Origin of the sequence: Halomonas sp. (assembly GCF_029263665.1) — a bacterium.
Taxonomy (GTDB): domain Bacteria; phylum Pseudomonadota; class Gammaproteobacteria; order Pseudomonadales; family Halomonadaceae; genus Halomonas.
Map to the genome: position 1 here is coordinate 124,559 of NZ_JAJUFQ010000003.1, position 19,100 is coordinate 143,658.

19 protein-coding genes are annotated in these 19,100 nt (G+C 54.7%); 18 read left to right on the forward strand and 1 reads right to left on the reverse strand.

The features are described from left to right. From Q1K07_RS03890 to Q1K07_RS03975, 18 genes are all read left to right on the forward strand, one after another. Positions 1–1,170 carry a hypothetical protein gene (locus Q1K07_RS03890; protein WP_300308123.1) on the forward strand — a complete coding sequence of 390 codons (1,170 nt, stop codon included), beginning with the start codon at positions 1–3 and terminating at the stop codon, positions 1,168–1,170. Between the two features lie 5 nt (positions 1,171–1,175). Beyond that, positions 1,176–3,818 carry a type VI secretion system Vgr family protein gene (tssI, locus tag Q1K07_RS03895; RefSeq protein ID WP_300308126.1) on the forward strand — a complete coding sequence of 881 codons (2,643 nt, stop codon included), beginning with the start codon at positions 1,176–1,178 and terminating at the stop codon, positions 3,816–3,818. After that, positions 3,815–4,711, forward strand: a complete 897-nt coding sequence (locus Q1K07_RS03900; RefSeq protein ID WP_300308129.1) for a DUF4123 domain-containing protein — start codon at positions 3,815–3,817, stop codon at positions 4,709–4,711. The genes tssI and Q1K07_RS03900 overlap by 4 nt, the downstream gene beginning before the upstream one ends. Further along, a complete protein-coding gene (locus Q1K07_RS03905) occupies positions 4,711–8,061 on the forward strand; it encodes a T6SS effector BTH_I2691 family protein (protein WP_300308132.1) in 3,351 nt (1,116 codons plus the stop codon). Before Q1K07_RS03900 ends, Q1K07_RS03905 begins: the two co-directional genes overlap by 1 nt. Then, positions 8,021–8,947, forward strand: coding sequence for a tetratricopeptide repeat protein (locus tag Q1K07_RS03910; protein ID WP_300308135.1), 927 nt, complete (start codon positions 8,021–8,023; stop codon positions 8,945–8,947). Before Q1K07_RS03905 ends, Q1K07_RS03910 begins: the two co-directional genes overlap by 41 nt. Positions 8,948–9,160: 213 nt before the next feature. Further along, the gene (locus Q1K07_RS03915; RefSeq protein WP_300308138.1) at positions 9,161–9,928 is read left to right on the forward strand and encodes a tetratricopeptide repeat protein; all 768 of its coding nucleotides are present in this window, start codon (positions 9,161–9,163) and stop codon (positions 9,926–9,928) included. 195 nt (positions 9,929–10,123) lie between these two features. Beyond that, positions 10,124–10,405, forward strand: a complete 282-nt coding sequence (locus tag Q1K07_RS03920) for a PAAR domain-containing protein (protein ID WP_300308141.1) — start codon at positions 10,124–10,126, stop codon at positions 10,403–10,405. A gap of 20 nt (positions 10,406–10,425) precedes the next feature. After that, positions 10,426–10,740, forward strand: coding sequence for a hypothetical protein (locus Q1K07_RS03925; RefSeq protein WP_300308144.1), 315 nt, complete (start codon positions 10,426–10,428; stop codon positions 10,738–10,740). Between the two features lie 49 nt (positions 10,741–10,789). After that, positions 10,790–11,275, forward strand: coding sequence for a hypothetical protein (locus Q1K07_RS03930; RefSeq protein ID WP_300308147.1), 486 nt, complete (start codon positions 10,790–10,792; stop codon positions 11,273–11,275). 368 nt (positions 11,276–11,643) lie between these two features. Beyond that, positions 11,644–12,030 carry a DUF2170 family protein gene (locus tag Q1K07_RS03935; protein WP_300308150.1) on the forward strand — a complete coding sequence of 129 codons (387 nt, stop codon included), beginning with the start codon at positions 11,644–11,646 and terminating at the stop codon, positions 12,028–12,030. Between the two features lie 13 nt (positions 12,031–12,043). Further along, positions 12,044–12,727, forward strand: coding sequence for a PspA/IM30 family protein (locus tag Q1K07_RS03940; RefSeq protein ID WP_300308153.1), 684 nt, complete (start codon positions 12,044–12,046; stop codon positions 12,725–12,727). 8 nt (positions 12,728–12,735) lie between these two features. Next, entirely contained in the window at positions 12,736–13,212 is a 477-nt protein-coding gene (locus tag Q1K07_RS03945) for a potassium channel family protein (protein WP_300308156.1), read from the forward strand. After that, positions 13,172–13,801: a hypothetical protein gene (locus Q1K07_RS03950; protein WP_300308159.1), complete on the forward strand. Its 630-nt coding sequence runs from the start codon at positions 13,172–13,174 to the stop codon at positions 13,799–13,801. The genes Q1K07_RS03945 and Q1K07_RS03950 overlap by 41 nt, the downstream gene beginning before the upstream one ends. Beyond that, positions 13,779–14,498, forward strand: a complete 720-nt coding sequence (locus Q1K07_RS03955; RefSeq protein WP_300308162.1) for a YjfK family protein — start codon at positions 13,779–13,781, stop codon at positions 14,496–14,498. Before Q1K07_RS03950 ends, Q1K07_RS03955 begins: the two co-directional genes overlap by 23 nt. 98 nt (positions 14,499–14,596) lie before the next feature. Further along, positions 14,597–15,013 carry a DUF350 domain-containing protein gene (locus Q1K07_RS03960; RefSeq protein ID WP_300308165.1) on the forward strand — a complete coding sequence of 139 codons (417 nt, stop codon included), beginning with the start codon at positions 14,597–14,599 and terminating at the stop codon, positions 15,011–15,013. Positions 15,014–15,023: 10 nt separating this feature from the next. Further along, positions 15,024–15,641, forward strand: a complete 618-nt coding sequence (locus tag Q1K07_RS03965) for a DUF1190 domain-containing protein (RefSeq protein ID WP_300308168.1) — start codon at positions 15,024–15,026, stop codon at positions 15,639–15,641. A gap of 3 nt (positions 15,642–15,644) precedes the next feature. After that, positions 15,645–16,811 (forward strand): glutathionylspermidine synthase family protein, encoded by a 1,167-nt coding sequence (locus Q1K07_RS03970; protein ID WP_300308170.1) that lies wholly within the window; start codon positions 15,645–15,647, stop codon positions 16,809–16,811. 300 nt (positions 16,812–17,111) lie between these two features. Then, on the forward strand, positions 17,112–18,008 hold the full coding sequence (locus Q1K07_RS03975; RefSeq protein ID WP_300308173.1) for a neutral zinc metallopeptidase: 897 nt from the start codon (positions 17,112–17,114) through the stop codon (positions 18,006–18,008). A gap of 33 nt (positions 18,009–18,041) precedes the next feature. On the opposite strand, the gene holA is transcribed toward Q1K07_RS03975, so the two are convergent. After that, complete coding sequence (holA, locus tag Q1K07_RS03980) at positions 18,042–19,094, reverse strand: DNA polymerase III subunit delta (protein ID WP_300308176.1); 1,053 nt, start codon at positions 19,092–19,094, stop codon at positions 18,042–18,044. Positions 19,095–19,100 lie beyond the last annotated feature (6 nt).

Here is a 19,100-nt window from a genome sequence, read left to right on the forward strand (position 1 = left end):
ATGTCCGGGGCATCGATCTACGATCTGCTGCACGAGTATGAAGCGCCTGTTGTCGAGGAAGAGGAAGCTGCACCGCAGAACCTCACTTACCAGGCTGACCGACTGTACCTGATCAGTGGCATCGCCCTGACGGCCGCCGGCTCGGTTGCCATGGGAAAGATGCCGGAACAGGCAGTATCGGAGCTGTCACAGGATCTGAAGGACACGAGAGGCCAGCGCCTGCCAGTCTATGGCGTGAAGCAGGCCATGTCGGTGGAAAGCCTTGCAACCCTGGGCGCGGAAGGCAAGGCACAGCGTCTGCATGAGCTGGTTCAGACGCTGATGCATGATGTCATGCTGCTGCTGAGCGATCTACCCAAAGGTAATGGCTGTGACATTGTGCTGAGCGCTCCGCTGCACTCGACAGAAGCGCAACGCCTGATCCTTGAGCACATGCGCAGCGCCATGATCAAAGGTGGGTTCGAGGCCTGCCTGGGCGATATCCGTCATGTCGCCAGTGGTTGGGATCCGCATGCTGTCCTGGACACGGGAGAAGAAGGCGGCCAGCCCTATGTGCTGTGGCTTAGTGTCGATTCGCTACTCAATCGGGCGGATGTTGCCGCACTGCACCAGCGCGGCATCCTGAGGTTGCCGGAACAACCGGCAGGGGTCTGTCCGGGAGAAGCCGCTGTGGCACTGCTGATCCGGCGAATGCCCGAGGAAGAAGACGCTGACCTGGAAGGCTGGCAGCTTGATCGGGCTCAGGTCATGGAACGTCAACCACGCCCTAAGGGCCGTAACAGCAAAGCCACTGGTAGTAGTGATCTCGACAAGCTGCTCGAATTGATCTGGCCCGAAGACAAGGTGCCTGAAGGGCCTTCTTGGGTCGTGGTGGATGCACTGAGAACGGCAGACAGCAGTCAGGAAGTATCGAATAGCTTGAGCGAGCGTTGGCCTGGGCTGCACATCGTCACCGGTGGTATCAGCGTGGCCAATTGGTGTGGCTGGCCGGGAGAAGCTCTGACCGCACTTCAACTGATATTGGCAATGGCCGATCTGCCTGCCGAAGACAGTGCGCTGGTGCTCAATGTGTGCGAAGACAAGCTCGCCCGCGCCCTGGTGCTGCAAACCTGTGCGCAGACCCCGGAGCCTGAACAAGAGGCCGCAGGCACTGCTGACAAGGAGAACTGAACAACATGGCAGAACGCAAGAACGTATCCTCGTCTGGCTTGCTGGACAGCATGCTGGCGTCGTTTGACGTATCGCTGTCGCAAGAGCAACGCCTGCTGCAGCTGTCCTTGGCCGGTACCGATCTGATTCCTCACCGGCTGGTGGGTGAAGAGCGTCTGTCGCAGCCTTTCTCGTATGTCCTGGATTGTGTCTCTCAGCGCGGCGATATCGAGCTCAAGAGTCTGATCGCGCAGCCCGCAGAGCTGAGCGTGCGTCAGGCCGATGGCCATTATCGCCGGCTGTCTGGCCTGGTGGAGTCGGCGGCCATCCTGGGTGAAGATGGCGGAGTATTTTATTATCAGGTGACGCTGGTGCCGTGGCTGGCGATGCTGCAGCTGGGCCTCGACAGCCGTATCTTCCAGGACAAGAACGTTGTCGAGATTCTCGAGGCGATGTTCGAGCCACTGGCCATTGCCCAGGGGCGCTGGCGTTTCGACTTGCGCCGCGAGTATCCACCGCGCTCGTTCGAGGCTCAGTATCGCGAATCGGACTACCACTTCATCAGTCGCCTGATCGAGCAAGAAGGCATCTGGTGGTATGCAGAGCATGCCACTGAAGATGATGATTTCAGCGGCCATCGCATCGTGTTCACCGATGATCCGGCGACCTGCTCTGCGGTGGCACCGCAGACCATTCGCTTTCATCGCCAGGCGGCCACCGAAACGGAAGATACCATCACCCAATGGAGCGGCAGGCGTCGCCAGCAGCCCAATCGGGTCAGCCTTGGCACCTTCGATTACAAGCAGCCACGGCTGGAGAAGCGCACTGGGCTGGATACCATTCGTGATCAGGGCAATCTGCCGGATGTCGAGGTCTATGATTACCCCGGCGAATACTACTATCGGGACTATACGCGCGGCGAGCGCCTGACGCTCAATCGCCTGGAAGCCCTGGAATCCCAGGCCAAGCGCTTTCAGGGTGCAGGTGGTGCTCGCCAGCTACAGGCCGGGCAGTGGTTCGAGATTAGCCAGCATGCCCGCCACGAGCAGGGGCACGAGGATGAGCGCCAGTTCCTGGTGCTCGGCGTGACCATTCATGCGGAAAATGCCCTGCCGATCTCCACGCACCTGCGTACCTTGCCTGGCAGCCTGCAGCCTCAGTTAGAAAAGGCCCGCAAGGCCCACGGGCTCGAAGATGACAGCCTGTATCGCGATGACTACCAGCAGGCCGGCACCGGCCATTATCTGGTCGATTTCGAGGCTCAGCGTCTCAGCCAGCCGTACCGCTCGCCGCTGGTGCATCTACCGACACGGGTGGATGGCCCCCAGACGGCCATCGTCGTCGGCCCGGAGGACGAGGAGATTCACACCGATCACCTCAACCGCGTAAAGGTGCAGTTCCATTGGGACCGCCAGGGCCAGCGCAACGCCTATTCCAGTTGCTGGCTGCGCGCTTCATCGCCCAATGCCGGGGACGGTTGGGGCGGCGTGTTCGTACCGCGTATCGGCCAGGAGGTGATCGTTGAATTCCTGGAAGGCGACCCGGCAAGGCCCATCATCACTGGCCGGGTGTACAACGGCGACCAGACGCCCGAGTGGCACAGCAACGGCATTCTGTCTGGGTTCAAGACCAAGACCTATCGCGGCGGCAAGTTCAATGAGCTGGTATTCGATGATGCTACCGACCAGGAGCGGGTGCGGCTCAACTCCGAGTACGACAAGAGCCAGCTCAACCTCGGCTACCTGATTCACCAGAACGGCAATACTCGTGGTGCCTTCCGCGGCACCGGCTTCGAGCTGCGTTCCGATGCCTACGGAGCCATTCGCGCCAATCAGGGTCTGTTGTTGACCAGTTGGGGCCAGCCCGGCGCCGCGGGTGAACAGCTCGACCTGAAGCCTGCCACCGAGCAGTTGCAGGGGGCCTATCGCCTGGCCGATGCACTGAGCGGCAGTGCCACCGAGCACAATGCCGAGGCCCTCGATGCACGCAGCAACCTCAAGCAGGCCGGTGACGACACCCAAGGCACATACGGAAGCGCAGAGACGGGGAGTGGCAGTGGCGCTACCACATCGGATCAGTCCAGCGCCCAGGGCGCCAGTCAGGCTGGGAGGGGTGAAGCCACTCGGCTCAATGCCCCTTGGCTGTACCTGAGCTCGCCCGCAGGAATTGCCGCCAGCACCCCGGCATCGACCCACCTGGCCCAGGGCCAGTCATTGAGCGTGACCAGTGGCGAGGACATCAACCTGGCCGCAGGCAAGAGCCTGATTGCCGCCATCAGCGAAAAGCTGTCCCTGTTCGTACAGAATGCCGGCATCAAGCTGTTCGCCGCCCGGGGCAAGGTCGATATTCAAGCCCAGAGTGATGAACTGGCCATGACCGCCGAGAAGGATGTCATCGTCACCTCCACCGAAGGCAAGGTACGCATCGATGCGGCCAATGAAGTCCTGCTCACCAGCGGCGGCGGCTATATCCGCATCAAGGATGGTGATATCCAGATTCACTGCCCGGGCAAAGTCGACGTCAAGGGCGCACAGCACAGCTTTGCCGGGCCTGCGAGCATGCAAGGCGACATGCCTGAGTTGCCGGAGTTTGATGGCGAACTGTGTCCCTTCAAGAAACAGGATGCTGCGAAGAGAGGGGCGGGCATCGTGGAAGGTTCAATGGAATGATGGCGGAGTTGAACGTAGAGGCCTCAACAGAGGTACTGATGACGACATTGGCCCGGTTTCCTGAACCGGGCAGGCTCTACCGTTTGGTCGATCCTTCCGATGCACCTGCGCGGGTGCTGTCACCCGAAGCCCTGGAAGAGTGCGGTTTGCTACGCAACCCTTTCTTTGCCGAGCCCCAGCAGCACCAGCTCTACCTGCAGCCGGTGACCACCCATGCCGATGAACTTCATCGCATGGTGGCCGAGGAGCATGCGGCATTACCTGGCAGCCGTGTAGAGCCCGTGGCTTTCTGTGGTTGGCTCTACTCCAGCGAACCCTTGTTTCGTGTAGTGGCCTATCTGGAAAGGCAGTTCAGAGTGATCAGCCCGGCAGGCCGCAACTGCCTGCTCAGATTCCAGGATCCCAGAGTACTGGAGCGTCTCGAAGACATTCTGGATGCCGAGCAACTGTCGCGTCTGCTGTGGCCCATTGATAGCTGGTGCTATTTCGATCATCTCGGAAAGCTGCGGGAACTCTTGCCGCACAGAGAAAAGCGCAGGGCAGGCAAACTGCAATTGACGGAAAAACAGTGGCAGGCCATCAAGCGTATCGAGAGAGTCAACAAGGTGCTCGATAACTGGAACTCGCTGAAACCCGCACCTCCCCATGCGGCCTCTCCCGCAGATGTCGACAGGATGCTGGAGTACGCCGAACAAGCTGGCATCAACACGGGAGCGGACACGAATCTCTTTGCCATGCAGGGGCTTTTCTATGGCGCAGGCTTTCATCGTCATCCGATCATCCAAGCCATGTTGCGCAAAGTGGCAAGGGGAGAAAGCTACAGAATGCAGGCGAGACAACTCACACAGAATGACTGGGATGTCATAACCCGGGATGTGAAGGGAGCAGATTGATGGCGAAGGAATTTGATCCAGCCGGACTGGATGCCGCAGCGTCAGCGGGGGAGTCTGCTGTGCTGGAGGATGGAAGGTGTCCGACATGTGAACGCAAGGGGCTGCCGATTCTTCCCGTGCGGCTGGCCGTCTGCCAACGCACTTCCCTGAACAGTGGCATTCCTGAACTAGCGGCGGAACGGGTGGCAGCGTTTACCGACATTACCCTCGACAAGTCGCTGGAAAATGGTGAAGAGCGCACGCGAACGCTGTCCGATGAGGTCAAGGAAGAGATTACAGAAGCGCAGGGCGGCAAGGCCAATAAGTATATCCTGCGCCAGTTGCGACCGGGATATCTGTATTTTTACGACCCGTCGAATCCTGAGGGCTATCACTGGACCTCCTATGTGATCAATGAAGATGGCATGTACCGTTTCTTCTCGGTGCGTGACAACCCGCCATCGGTCAGCGATGCCGCCTTTGATTGCCGGGAAAAGGGGGAGGAGGAACAGAAGACCAAGGCGCTGAATGCCTGTGTCGTCACCCTGACCCACGTAGAAGCCATGCAGGATCTTTTCTACGCCTTCACCGAACACCCCTGGTCGAGAGAACACCGGAAAATGATCGAGGGCGATGCCGAGTGGCGTGAAGCCCACATGCAGAAGATCAACATTCCGGCATGGATTGCCGGGCAATCCCAGTCTTATGGCTTTGGCTTGGATGAACTGGATCAGGTCGCTGAGTTCAGTGATGGCGCTGCCGGCATGGAAGAGCATTTCTGGCCCAAGAGCGATCGCCAGCTGTTCACGCGCGAAGAGCTGCAGGAGGTCATGACGACACGCCTGTCTGCCGCTCCACAAGGCATGAAGGACAAAGGTCTGATTCTTGGGGTCAAGGATGAACTAGGCGTCATCGAGGAACTGAATGCCTACCGGCATAATGCCTTGGGTATGGTGGATGAATTCCTGAAACAGGGCGACGGTGATAATCGCAGGAAGCTGGTTGCCATGCAGGCCATCGATGCCTTCAAGGAAAACTTCAAGCGTGCTCATGTAGAGAGAGCCAACCAGCAGTATGAGCAAGGTATCGAGTCTCTTGAGGAGGAGAGGCGCCCGAGTGATGAAGCTATGGCCCGTTTGAATACCCAGATCGAAGAAGCAAGAGCGTCGGGTAATGAGCGTGAATTGAGGCAGCTGGAGCTTCTGAACTCTCGTATGGAGCAGGTCAGGGAGTCAGTTTATGGCTCACAGGAAGATCGCCTGGAGCTGTTAAGGCATCATCGACTCAATAGCGCTGAAAACCTGGCGGACAGCCATGATCAGCAGTTGCTGGAATATTATGATGCTGCTGCGCTGGAAGACTTCAGAGAAGATTACTACAAGGAATTGGTGAAGAGCGAAGCGCTGATAGAAGTCCTCGATGCGGATTACGCCTTCTGGCTGCGTGATCATGTCAGACCCTTGATGGACCGTTACAGCAAAACCGACTACGAGACTGGCCTACGCCTGAGTAGCCTTCTTTCCAACGGTCTGCGCGGTGGCATTCTTGCACCGGCAAGTGCTTCCGTTTGGATGCTGTGGGCCAGAGAATTGGATGGCGAAGACTCTCTGTTGAGACGAATGCTGTTTCTCAATATGCAGGACATGGCCAGCCAATCGCTTAGCGACCGGCAGTCGCTTGGTGATGGTGACTTTTTCGGTCGAGAAGCGTTACTTGGCTGGGCGGCGCGTTTTGCTGAAAAAGATGAGGCACTACCTGCTGCGCAGCGGGAAGAACGGGCGAACAATTATCAGACCACTATGCCGTTGCTGGTATCGGTAGCCGGCAACTCCCTTTCCGCATTGGCGATCAATGAATGCCATCATACTTGTGCCGCAGGTGGAAACAGTGCTCTGAAGTCCTTCCTGCGCTATACCCAACTGATCTATGTCGGCGATCCTGATGTACAGCAAGGCAACAAGAGCTTGCCGTTGATGCAGCAGGTGACCTTGACCAAAGGGGAATATCACGCCTGGTTGACCTACATCTCAGAGCATGTGACCAAGGCCAGCGGCAAGCGCTTGCATGTTGATGATGCTCTGCCGTTCATCGAAGGTACCGGCGGCAACTTTGCGGTCAATTCGGAAGGCAATGACGCCATGATCAGCGTTTCCTTGCCAGTATTCGACGAACAAGGCAACGCTCTCGATATCTTCGATACCAAGGATGTCGGCAAGCGGAGCGATGATCTGTGGCAGAACGCCCGCGACGTGACCGCAAAGATCGTGGGCGAAAAGTCGATGAACAAGACTATTGCCGCAGGCCTGGTGACGTGGAATGCCGTTGGCACTGTCTGGGATGAACTGACGGGAGAGGCGGACGCCGATATGCTCAAGCTCTCGGGGGCTATCGTGAACCTGGGAACATCGAGCATGCAGCTCATCGAGGAATACGCCGTCATCAGGACTGCTGCCGTAGGCCCAGGCGGGAGTGCAGCCGCGAACTGGGTAGGCAGCGGCGCCTGGGCACTGGCAAAGCCGGTACTGAGTGTAGCGGCCGGTGTGCTCTCTATCGTCGATGGCTTCAAGAAGCTGAGCGAGGCGGCTCATGGCAAGCGGTTGGGCATACCGGATAGCTTGATCTCAAGACGAGAAATTGTCGGGGGCGCGACCATCGCAGGTGGGGTTCTCGGGTTGATAGGGCTCGCCGTGCCTGCCTTGGGAATACCAGCCGTTGGTATCATTATTGGCATTGTGATGCTGGTGATAGCGTTTGCCTTTGTCGAGCTTGTAGCGCCTTCCGTGGGCATGTGGATCAACCGTAGTATCCTGGGGTATCACAGAGGCCAGGTGGAAGAGTTCAAGAATGCCGATGAGGAACGCGCTTCTCTGGATATGGTCTTTAGGGGAGTGACCGTTGAACTGACCTGGGAGAATGCCCTGAACGCCGGACCTGCCGTGATGCCACATATGATGCCAGCGGAGCAGCAGCCAGCCCGCGTAAGTGGCTACCCGGCAATTGCCAGCCAGAACGAGCCAGAGTACACCGCGAAGCGGATTGCGTTGAAGGTGACAGTGCCGAAGCTGGAAGAGGTTTATTTGTCTATGACAATGGTGGCGAAGAAAGAAGAATGGCTGTCTGACAAGGAGTTATATAAGTATGAATTTGGTAAAAATGGTGACACTGAAAATCTGAAGAGATTGAGATCGGGAGATGATGCCACTCATCATGATTTCCCCGCTGTCGGTGTTAAAGACAATGCCTATGAGATAGAGGTAGTGCGCTCCTACTTAAGTTCTGAGATAGGTGATGCAGTGAATTTGGCATTAGTTTTTCAAGGAGGAGCGAATAATGGTGATAGGAAACAGGCAGTTTTTGAAATGTATTTATGAGCCGGTGTTGGCTTTATTATTGGTTTTTGTGCTCTATGTTCCGTCTTCATTGGCAGGCGTTATATATGAGAACCCTGTTGAAAATGAGCTTGGAAGAGAACTGCTAAACACCACCTTCGATGAATTATTGGAAGAAGCTGAAAAAGATATAGATGATGAGTGTGTAATAAAATCTCAGTACTTACTTGGTGTCGTGTATCTCAATGGGGATGATGATTGGGGGGTTGATCGTAACCCTCGTAAAGCAGGAGAGTATTTGATTAAATCTTGGGAGAATGGGGGGGTAGATTCAGGTTATCTTCTTGCTAAAATGTATTATCAAGGAATTGGGTTTGATAAAGACAATGATGAAGCATTAAGATATTTATCTGATTCAGCGGAAATGGGGTTTCTGCGCTCTCAAAGAGACTTGGGTAGGGCGTATCTCGGATACTATGATGATTGGAAAGGCTTGGTGCAACAGAATACCGAGAAAGCTATTTTATGGTTAGAAAAGGCAGCTAGTGCAGGAGACTTAAAGTCTGCAAGAGAGCTCGCGCAAGTATATTATTCTGGTGATTTGCTCCCTCAGAATAATGAGACTGCCTTTGACTGGTTGAAGAAGTCTTCCGAATCAAAATATGGCGTGGATCCATTGGCATTCGATTCTTTGGCGATGTTTTATGAAAAAGGCATCGGGACAGAAAAAGATCTCGTCCAAGCATATAAATACTATGATCTTACTAGTCCTGCCGGTGATGATGATAAAGCAAGAGTCGCTAAAGAAATGACACAGGAACAGATTGACGAGGCGGTCCGACAGTCGCGAGCATGGCAGGAAGAGCATAATACATTTGTGCCTAGTTATGACGGCCTCGAGTACCAAGAAGATGGTAGCTTCCGGTGACACTCGCCCCAAAGTTTGGTCTGAATAAGAAGCCTTATGCACTCAGTGTGCATAAGGCTGATTTTTATTATGTAATATTTGCAGAGTAGAAGAGAATTGATATTTCGTTGTTTTTCCATTGTCTTTTTTTCAGTATTTTTTTCATCTTCAGCATGTTCTGAAATTATTTATAACAACCCAATAAATAACGAAATGAGTCATGAGCTTAATAGTATGTCATTAAATGACCTATTGAGTATGCTAGAAAGCGGAGATGAGGATTTAGTAAAAAAATCACAATATCTTCTAGGCATTCTGTATATGAATGGAAGTTCCTCGCAGGAAATAGAAAAAGACGATGCCAAATCGTTAGAGTATCTTAAAGAGTCGTGGGATAACGGTGTATCCGATGCAGGGCTTCCTTTGGCATCGATATACTATAATGGATCTTCAGTTGAAGAAGATAATGAACTAGCACTCTGCTATCTGAAAAAATCTGCAAAGTTAGGATTTTTGAGATCACAAAGAGAGCTGGCTAAAGCATATTTAGGAGAAAAGTGGGAAGGTCTAGTTAAAAAAGATATTCCTACTGGAATTGAGTGGTTAGAAAGAGCTGCAAATTCAGGTGATTTGGTATCTGCTAGCTATTTAGCTGATTTCTATTATCAAGGCGAGATTGTTGAAAAAGATTTAAACCTCGCGTTTGATTGGCTTGTCAAAGCATCTGAGTCAAAATATGGAAGTGATATAAATACCTTTGATTGGATGGCAAAGTTTTACGAAGAAGGAATTGGAACAGAGGTGGATCTTGTACAAGCCTATAAGTATTATGATCTAACAGGAACCTCTGGATCAGATGATAAAGAACGACTTTCTGATAAAATGACACAAGATCAGATCGATGAAGCTATACGTCTGTCACGTGAATGGCAGGAAAAGCATAATACATTTGTGCCTAGTTATGATGGGCTAGAGCATCAACCTGATGGTAGTTTTCGCTGACATTCGCCCTGAAGTATTGTCTGAATAAGAAGCCTTATGCACTTGGGAGTGCATAAGGCTAATTTTTTGAGAATGTTTCATTCTGTCTTGTTTTATCCGTATGGATAAAGGAAAACAATGCTTTGAAAACATCCTGGCTTGCAAGGCACCTGTATGGAGCAGGGTGTTTATCGTCACTTATATAGGAGACAGCACATGTTCAGTCCTGGAGATGGTGTGATTCTGGTGGGGGATGCCACCACGCACGGTGGACGGGTCATTTCCGGTCAGCCGAATTATCAGGTGAATGGCAAGGCGGTGGCGGTGGTGGGGGACATGGTGTCCTGTCCGAAGAAGGGCCATGGGGTATGTCCGATCATCGAGGGGCATCCCACCATTACCGTCAACGGCAAGGCGGTGGCCTTTCATGGCTGCCACACGGGATGCGGTGCACAGTTGATTTCATCTTCGGCGAATATGCATTCGCTGGGTGACTGAACAAGGCGTACAGGGACGACATGAAAACAACGTTGGTAGGGCTGCTGCTCAATCTGCTGTTTACGCTTGCCCTGATGGGAGGCGTTTTCACGGATTACGACACCGACTTTGCCAGCTCGTTTGGCAGCGTGCTCCTGGGTTTATGGGGGCTCTCGGTGCTGGGCTTCGTGATCGCCATGGCAGGAAGCCGCAAATGGGGAAGCATCCTGGTGATCGTCGGGTCCATTGTTTTTATCCCCCTGGGGATCGTGGCCATGATCGGGGCCAGAAAGCTCAGGGAAGCGGACGCTAATGATGACCTGGAAGCTCGACGCAAGTTGAACAGCCGGCATTGATGGTGGCTGAACGTCATTGAAGACGAATAGAGAAAAGGGAAGGGGCGCGGTGGAAATGGAAAATGAGAGTGGCGTTGTCAAGTTTTATGCAAAGCGCCAGGTTGTCATGTATGTGCTTGGCATTATCGCTTTTGTACTGATGGGAGGCTGGGCGCTAGAAAATATTGGAGAAATTCCCAGTTTGATCATCATGTTTACCATCATATTCACCTTCATGGCCATCTGGATGAGCACCGTGCCGATGGCAGCGTTTCATGATGATCATGTCATTTTTCGCTTGAGCCCCGTGCGTGCCAAGAAGTCATTTCTGTATAGTGAGATCACCTCGGTAGATTGGAAAAGAAGTAAATACTTGATCTACTATCGTCTGCACTCGAAAAATCCCGAAGATGTGTCAAGAACCTTCAAGTTTCCTCTCAGCGTGTTTAGCAAAAGCGATCGTGAGTGTTTGGATCTTGTCATGCAGAACAAGCTGAAGTCTTGCAAGGAAGATAATAAGACAGCTAACGAAAATATAGGCGAACGTGATATTTAGCGAGAGCTGCTTTTCGGAAACTAATTATCAAGCGCTGACCAGCGATGGCGTCAGGAAAAACGGAAACCCGGGTGGTTTCCGTTTTTGTTTATATCAAGCCCGCACGGCTTTGCACCTCGGATGTTGTGGAAGGATGGCAGTATCAGGGGTAGGCTGGTGCCTTGCCTTCAGGATGTCATGACGGTGACACTGGTACGATGGATACTGGTTGAGTGAAGGGACGCCCTTCACATGAGCATGTGATAACATTCACTGCCACCTAATATTCTGATTTATATGGTATTAATGTCGATGGCGTTAATGCCGATAGTGTCGGTGGTGATAGTATTAATGGCGATGATGCTAATGCCGATAAAGGAGTAAGCCGTATGTCCTGGAATCTGGATAGCCTCAAGGATTGTCTGCGCAGAGACGAGTGGGAGATTGCCGAGGAAGGCGATTGCCTGCGTATCACCAATGAAGATGGGCTGGATGCGTATTTGGCCGTCAGTGGCGAGCAGATCGTGGTGGAGAGCGTGCTGTTCTCCAGAGAGGACGTGAAAGACGAAGCTGGATTAAATGAAAAGATTCTGCGTACTCACCAGATCTTCCCACTGACGACTATCGCTATCTCTACCATTAATGGCGAAGATTATTATATTGCCTTCGGTGCGCTTTTTTCTGAATCCAAGCCGGAAAGCATTGTCACTGAAGTCGAAAGTCTCTTCGGTAATATTCCCGCATTTCTTGAAGCTTACGAAGAGCATCTGATCTAGAGGAAGGTTGACCATGAGTGTATGGAAGAAACTGTTCACGGCGGTAAAGGGTGGCGTGAATGATGCTGCCGAAAACGTGGCCGACAGCCAGGCGCTGCGTATCCTTGATCAGGAAATTCGGGAGGCTCGGGAAGAGCTGAAGCGCTCTGATCATGCGCTGACCCAGATCATCGCCAAGCGCAAGCTGTCCGAGCAGAAGATCGCCAGCCTGACGAGTTCCATGGCGGAATATGAATCCCATGCCAAGGCGGCAAACAGCAAGGGCGACCAGTCCCTGGCGCTGGATTGTGCCCACAAGGTCGCGGAGCTGCGGACCCAGGTGGAAGCGGAACAGCAGTACCTTGAGCAATTTGCCAATTCCGAAAGCTCACTGCGCAGCAATATTCGCCAAGCCAAGGATAACCTGCGCCGCATGGAGCAGCAGGTGGATATCGTCAAGGCCACGGAATCCGTACAGAAGGCTCAGACGGCGGTGTCGTCCAGCCATCTTGGTGCCAATAGCCGCATGAAGACGGCAACGGAATCCCTCGATCGTATCCAGAAGCGTCAGCAACAGCGTCAGGCGGAGCTGGAAGCTGCTTCGGAACTGGCCAGCGAAGCGTCCGGCGACGATCTGGAGAAGCGTCTTGCTGAAGCCGGCATCAAGGGTGGCAAGACCTCAGCTGATGAGGAACTGGCGCGTATCCTCGGTAGCTGAGTGCACTAATGACCATGATCGAAAAGGTTCGTTCGCTGCTTGTCCGGCATTTTTATGAGATGAAGTGGCACACGATCCTGCTCTCCCTGCTGATCTACCTGGTGGTGAGCTGGATCCTGCTGTGGCTGTGCGGTGAGTGGGAGATCGTCGGCAACGTCGATTATTTCTATTGGATCGTGGTGACGGCTTCCACCGTCGGATATGGCGATCTGTCGCCGGTCAGCCTGTCTGGGCGGATGGTGACCTCACTGTTCGTGATTCCTGTTGGTCTTGGCATCTTTGGTTTGACCATCGGACGCGTGGCTGCGTATGTGTCCCACCAATGGCGAAAGGGGATGAAAGGATTGAAGGCTCTGGATTATCACGATCATGTGCTGGTGATCGGTTGGCATTCAGACCGTACCATACGGCTGTTGAAGCTGTTGTTGCGGGAGATTGACACCCATGCCGATGCCAAGCATCTGGCCCTGTGCGTGCGTGCGTGAGTACATCGAGAACCCGCTGCCGGGGCGGATCGGGTTCGTCAAGGTGTCGAGTTATACCGATGAACAGGATATGGAACGAGCGTGCGTCGGCACGGCTTCCTGTGTGGTGATCGACTGTGCCGATGATGATGTCACGGCAGCGGCGGCCTTGTATGTGTGCAATCGCAACCCCGATGTGCATGTCATCACCTACTTCAATAACCAGAAAATGGGCAGCCTGCTGCAGAAGCATTTCCCGAATATCGAGCCGATGCCGTCGGTGGCGACGGAAATGCTGGCCAAGTCAGCGATGGACCCGGGTTCCAGTGCACTCTTTCATGAGCTGCTGAATGTTGACCGGGGCATGACCCAGTATTCGGCTGAGTACCAGGGCCTCGCCGGCATCGAGCTTGGTCTCCTGTTTCATAGCTTCAAGGAACGTTATGAAGCCACCATCATTGGTGTGTGCGACGGTCGGGGCGAGAGCATTTCGATCAACCCGCCGCTGAGCACCGTGGTCATGCCAGGCATGCTGATCTTCTATATTGCCGATGAGCGCATCAAGCACATCGAATGGGAGAAGATGAATGTTCAACCGGTTATTCGGTAAAACCGTATTTGGCAAGCCTGTATTTGGCAAGGCACAGGCGCCATCCCGGGTGCTGGCACCGGAAATTCTGGGCCTTCACCTGGGAGGCTCCTTCTCCCTCGACGAGCTCAAGTTGCGCCTGCTGGAACCGGAACTGGTCAGCGAGAACATGTCCAGTGTGCATATCATCCAGGCGGTGGGTGAAGTCCGCCTGGATGAGAGCAGCAAGGTGCTGCGTTTTTACACCGATGATGACGGCTTTCTTCAGGTCGTGCTGGATGGCGGCGACAGCGATGAGCATGTCACCGACGTCAAGCTCTATTACTTCTACGAGACCCAGGGCGTTGGTTCCGACGCCGACTGGGAAAAAGTATTGAAGGAAACAATCAGTCAGCCACAGGCGGTGCTGGAAGGTCATTCATACACGCGGGTGTGGCAGGGTGTCGGAGAATCATCGCCTCCTGTTGCCATGACAGAAACAACGCATCATGCGGATGGCTCGGTCACTTCCACTGACCAGTTCGCGATGCTGTATGAAAGAACATTGTATGAAGGAAAGCAGGATGAAACAGCGCAGAGCGGCAGTGGAGTAGGTGGAGAAAAGTTCGAGTACCTGATGAAAGTCGGGGAAGAGAAAATGAACAATGGGCAACTGGATCGTTGCCTGGTTGTCAGTACCGGGTTCGATATTGAACCCTCGGATATCAGCTTCAATTGATTGAATGCCTTTCATCGATCGTATCGTTCAACTGACCGTATGATCTAACGGATCAGAATTATCTGACCGATAGTGTTAATTGACAGGGAAAATCTATCATGTCGCATCTTTCTGCCTCGCTCGCTGGGTTGTTGGGGTTTGTCGTCTATTTTGCTATCTCGCTCGTCATGCTGGTGGTGTTCAAGTATGTCTATACGTGGATCACGCCTCACGATGAGTGGAAGCTGGTCAAGGAAGACAAGAACACGGCAGCGGCCATTGGCCTGGTCGGAGCTGTCATTGGTTTTGCCCTGGCGCTGGCGAGTGCCGCGACGAACTCGGTGTCGTTGATGGATTTTGTCATCTGGGGCATCGTCGCGCTGGTTGCACAGACCTTGGCCTTCGCTATCGTGCGTTTCCTGTTGATGCCGCGTATCGTGCAGCGCATCAATGATGGTGAAGTCGCGGCGGGTATCGTTCTCGGCGGTACATCGGTGGCAGTCGGTCTGCTCAACGCTGCCTGCATGACGTACTGAGGAGGCGGTGATGAAAAGGACGGCATCGATCAATCTGGCGCGGATGCGCAAGGCACCAGTACCCAAGCGTCTGGCGATGGCAGTTGCCATGGCCACCGCAGCCATTGCCACCGCTGGTTGCAGCAACAACGAGCGTGAAGCCAAGGTCTACCTGAATGCAGAGGACTGCACCCAGGTGAATCCGGGCATGGAAGCAGAGTGCAAGGCGGCTTATCAGAGTGCTCTGCAGGAAGCGGCCTCCAGCGGGCCGAAGTATGATCAGCGTATCGATTGCGAGAGCGATTTCGGCCCGAACCAGTGTGTTGCCTACCAACCCGAAGGGGCTACGCATTCCTGGTTCATGCCGGCCATGGCAGGTTTCCTGCTGGCCAAGGCGCTGGACCGCAACCGCTACCAATCCACTGCGCTGTACACCTCCGGGTATTACGGATCGCCGATCTACGGCAAGTGGTCGACCGTGGATGGCTATAGCTTCCGGCGAGGAGGGCGAACCTTCACCGTCGATGATAGCGCCTTCAAGCCCAAACCGGCTGTCACTCGGACAATCTCACGCGGTGGCTTTGGCTCGAAGGTATCGGCCAAGTCCAGCTTTGGCGGAAGCCGTTCCCGCAGTGGCTGGGGTGGCTGATTCGTGATCCGCTGCAATAGCCGTGAAAGGCCGGGTTGGAAGCGCAGAGCCGAAGAGTTCGGCTTTCGCTTCCATAGCATGTATGGCCAGGTCTACTGGGACGAAAGTGCCCATTATCAGTTCACTCTGGAACAGATCGAGCGGGACCTGGAAGAGCCGACGGCAGAGTTGCACCAGATGTGCCTCTCGGTGGTGGAGGATGTCGTCAACGATGAGCGCCTGTTGCGGCAGTTTCGTATTCCCGAGCAGCATTGGTCACTGATAGCGGGGTCCTGGCGCGATGGTGACAAGAGCCTCTATTCGCGTCTCGACCTGGCCTATGATGGCCGTGGTCCGGCCAAGTTGTTCGAGAACAATGCCGATACCCCGACCAGCCTCTATGAGACGGGGTTCTGGCAATGGCTGTGGCTGGAAGACATGGTCAATGCGGGAGAGATTCTGCGTAGTGCCGATCAGTTCAATTCCGTCCAGGAAAAGCTGGTCAATCGCTTTGCCGAATTGCAGCGAGAGCGTCCCGGGGAAACGCTGCACCTGGCGTGCTGCAAAGGCAGTGAAGAAGATCGAGGCACCGTTCAATATCTGGAAGATTGTGCCAACGAGGCCGGTATCCCTACTCGATTTGTGTATATCGAAGATATTGGCCATGGCGAAGGAGATGTCTTCACCGACCTGGACGACCAGGTGATTACCTGGATGTTCAAGCTCTATCCCTGGGAGTTCATGCTGCGCGAAGAGTATGGCAGTCTACTTTCGGCATCTCCGACACAATGGCTGGAACCACCATGGAAAGCGGTGCTGTCCAACAAGGCGCTGTTGCCTCTGCTGTGGCAGAAGTTTCCTGGTCATCCCAACCTGCTGCCAGCCTATTTTGAAGAGGGTCTCGCCTCCAGCCGGCTGAGTCGTTATGTGAAGAAACCGATCTTTGCCCGGGAAGGTGCCAACGTCAGTATCCATATCGATGGTGAGCAGCGTTACTCGTCCTCCGGGCCTTACGGCGAAGAAGGTTTCATCTACCAGGAGTATTCTCCGTTGCCCAAGTTTGGCGACAATTACGCACTGATTGGCTCCTGGCTGATCGATGACCTTCCGGCGGGCATTTCGGTGCGCGAAGACAAGGAGATCGTGACGCAGGATCTGTCGCGTTACGTTCCACACGTCATCCTGGGCTGATGACCGAGACGGGAAGAAGCAATACAAGCAGGAGCCAAGCAAGAGGAAACCAAACAATCAAGAAATAGAACAAACAGAAAAACACGGGGGCGCACTCGAAGGAGGCGCCCCTTTTTCGTTGCCATTCATTTTATTGCCATTCATTTGTCGAGCCGAGCCAAGCCAATCTGTGAAGGGTTGTGCCTTGATGATGCAGATGAGTGGAACCGGTAGTGAAAACCCGCTATCCGTTTGAAAGATGGTGTATCTTGTCTGCAATGTTCAACTTTTACGGCCCATGCCGGAATCAAGGAGTACACCATGCGTTGGCAAGGAAGGCGGCGTAGCCAGAATGTAGAAGACCGCCGTGGGGAAAGACTGGCAGCGGGAACGGGTGGTGGGGCGGTAATGTTGGTGTTGCGTTTCCTGCCGATGCTGCTGCGAAGCAAGGCCGGAAGAATCATTCTGGGACTGGGTGTGGTGGCCTACTTCGGCGCCAGGTTGATGGGAATTGACCTGTTGTCACTGGGGCAGCAGGACACCGCCAGTGTCGACCCCAACTCCCTGACCCAGGGGCAGCAGGAACAGGTCGAGTTCGTTTCGGTGGTGCTGGCGGATACAGAAGAGGCCTGGAACAACATCTTTGCTGAACAGGGCCAGACTTATGAAGAGCCGACGTTGGTGCTGTTCACGGGGGCTGTACGCTCGGCCTGTGGCACGGCCAATTCCGCGGTCGGGCCCTTCTATTGCCCGGGCGATCGCAAGCTCTATCTGGACTTGTCGTTCTTCGAAGAGATGAAACAAGGCCTCGGTGCTCCGGGCGACTTTGCCCAGGCATATGTGATTGCCCATGAAGTTGGCCATCATGTGCAGACGCTACTGGGTATCAGCCAGCAGGTTCGGGAAGCGGGAGCTGGACGTTCTCAGGCTGATGTCAATGCGCTGTCAGTGCGCCAGGAACTGCAGGCAGATTGTTTCGCCGGTATCTGGGGGCATTCCGCCAATATCGACAGGCAGATGCTCGACAGCGGTGATCTGGAAGAAGCCCTGAATGCAGCCAGTGCGATTGGCGACGATCGCCTGCAGCAGCAGGCTGGCAGGGCGGTGGTACCGGACAGTTTCACCCATGGCAGTTCGGCTCAGCGAGTAAAATGGTTCAAGCGCGGCTTCGAGAGCGGCAGCCTGGAAGCCTGCAACACCTTTGGCAGTGAGCTATGAGCTGGAAGGCGCGGACATGCAACGAGGTTGGCCTCATCGATACGATGAGGCCATCTCGGCCAGTAGACCACGTCCACCGGCGAGGGTGAGTGCGAGATCCTGAAGCCCTTCACGCAGGGGCAGGTCATTGCTGCCCTTGACCGAAAGATCGAGACGCTGGGCAAACATCAGCAGCTTGTGCAGCCGGCGCAAAGGCAGGCGGCGGATAGCCTCCTGATAGGCGGGACGACGCTTGTCGAAGATAGGGGGCTTCTGAGCCTTGCAGGCATGTTCGAAGCTTTGTCCCTGGTCGAGATGCTGGTGCAGTGACAGCAAGGTGCGAATTTCCCGGGTCAGCGCCCACAGCACGATAGGCGGCTCTGTCCCTTCGGCTTCCAGGCTGACGAGAATACGCAGTACCCTTTCGCGTTCGGCCTTGAGACAGGCATCGATCAGGTTGAAGACATCGTAACGGGCACTGTTTTCCACGCCGCCAGCGACATGCTGTGGGGCAACCTGGGTTCCCGGTGGCAGTATCAGGGCCAGCTTCTGCAGTTCCTGGTCAGCCGCCAGCAGGTTGCCTTCAGTACGTTCGCCAAGCAGGCGAGCGGCATCCAGGTTCATCGACAGCCCGTGGCGCTCTGCCCGGTCGCGTAGCCAGAAATGCAGGCGGGAGGCATCCACGGGCCATACCGGTACGAACAGGCCGATCTTGTCCAGCGCCTTGAACCAGGCACTTTTCTGTTCGCGGGCATCGAGCTTGGCGCAACTGATCAGCAGAATGTTGTCGCTGCCTTCCGCCTGTTCAGCGTACTCCTTGAGTGCCTTGCCACCTTCCTGACCGGGCTTGGCTCCGCCCAGGCGCAGTTCGATCAACTTGCGCGAGGCAAACAGCGACAGGCTGGCGGCGGACTCGGTCAGGCGCCCCCAGGCAAAGTTCGCTTCCACATGCAGGATATCGCGTTCCTCGACGCCATTGTCCCTGGCTCGGGCACGCACCAGGTCACAGGCTTCCATATGCTGCAGCGGCTCGTCACCGGCGACGATGATCACCGGGGGCAGGGACTTGGCCAGCGCATCGGGGAGCTTGTCGGCAAAAACCTTCATGCGTGA

Excerpts from the sequence above, each read along its gene's own strand:
- Q1K07_RS03920 (WP_300308141.1), top strand. The coding sequence starts at position 10,124 with ATGTTCAGTCCTGGAGATGGTGTGATTCTGGTGGGGGATGCCACCACG.
- Q1K07_RS03960 (WP_300308165.1), top strand. The coding sequence starts at position 14,597 with ATGTCGCATCTTTCTGCCTCGCTCGCTGGGTTGTTGGGGTTTGTCGTC.
- Q1K07_RS03905 (WP_300308132.1), top strand. The coding sequence starts at position 4,711 with ATGGCGAAGGAATTTGATCCAGCCGGACTGGATGCCGCAGCGTCAGCG.
- Q1K07_RS03925 (WP_300308144.1), top strand. The coding sequence starts at position 10,426 with ATGAAAACAACGTTGGTAGGGCTGCTGCTCAATCTGCTGTTTACGCTT.
- Q1K07_RS03915 (WP_300308138.1), top strand. The coding sequence starts at position 9,161 with ATGTCATTAAATGACCTATTGAGTATGCTAGAAAGCGGAGATGAGGAT.
- Q1K07_RS03950 (WP_300308159.1), top strand. The coding sequence starts at position 13,172 with ATGCCGATGCCAAGCATCTGGCCCTGTGCGTGCGTGCGTGAGTACATC.
- Q1K07_RS03945 (WP_300308156.1), top strand. The coding sequence starts at position 12,736 with ATGACCATGATCGAAAAGGTTCGTTCGCTGCTTGTCCGGCATTTTTAT.
- tssI (WP_300308126.1), top strand. The coding sequence starts at position 1,176 with ATGGCAGAACGCAAGAACGTATCCTCGTCTGGCTTGCTGGACAGCATG.
- Q1K07_RS03975 (WP_300308173.1), top strand. The coding sequence starts at position 17,112 with ATGCGTTGGCAAGGAAGGCGGCGTAGCCAGAATGTAGAAGACCGCCGT.
- holA (WP_300308176.1), bottom strand. The coding sequence starts at position 19,094 with ATGAAGGTTTTTGCCGACAAGCTCCCCGATGCGCTGGCCAAGTCCCTG.
- Q1K07_RS03910 (WP_300308135.1), top strand. The coding sequence starts at position 8,021 with ATGGTGATAGGAAACAGGCAGTTTTTGAAATGTATTTATGAGCCGGTG.
- Q1K07_RS03935 (WP_300308150.1), top strand. The coding sequence starts at position 11,644 with ATGTCCTGGAATCTGGATAGCCTCAAGGATTGTCTGCGCAGAGACGAG.
- Q1K07_RS03955 (WP_300308162.1), top strand. The coding sequence starts at position 13,779 with ATGTTCAACCGGTTATTCGGTAAAACCGTATTTGGCAAGCCTGTATTT.
- Q1K07_RS03900 (WP_300308129.1), top strand. The coding sequence starts at position 3,815 with ATGATGGCGGAGTTGAACGTAGAGGCCTCAACAGAGGTACTGATGACG.
- Q1K07_RS03940 (WP_300308153.1), top strand. The coding sequence starts at position 12,044 with ATGAGTGTATGGAAGAAACTGTTCACGGCGGTAAAGGGTGGCGTGAAT.
- Q1K07_RS03890 (WP_300308123.1), top strand. The coding sequence starts at position 1 with ATGTCCGGGGCATCGATCTACGATCTGCTGCACGAGTATGAAGCGCCT.
- Q1K07_RS03965 (WP_300308168.1), top strand. The coding sequence starts at position 15,024 with ATGAAAAGGACGGCATCGATCAATCTGGCGCGGATGCGCAAGGCACCA.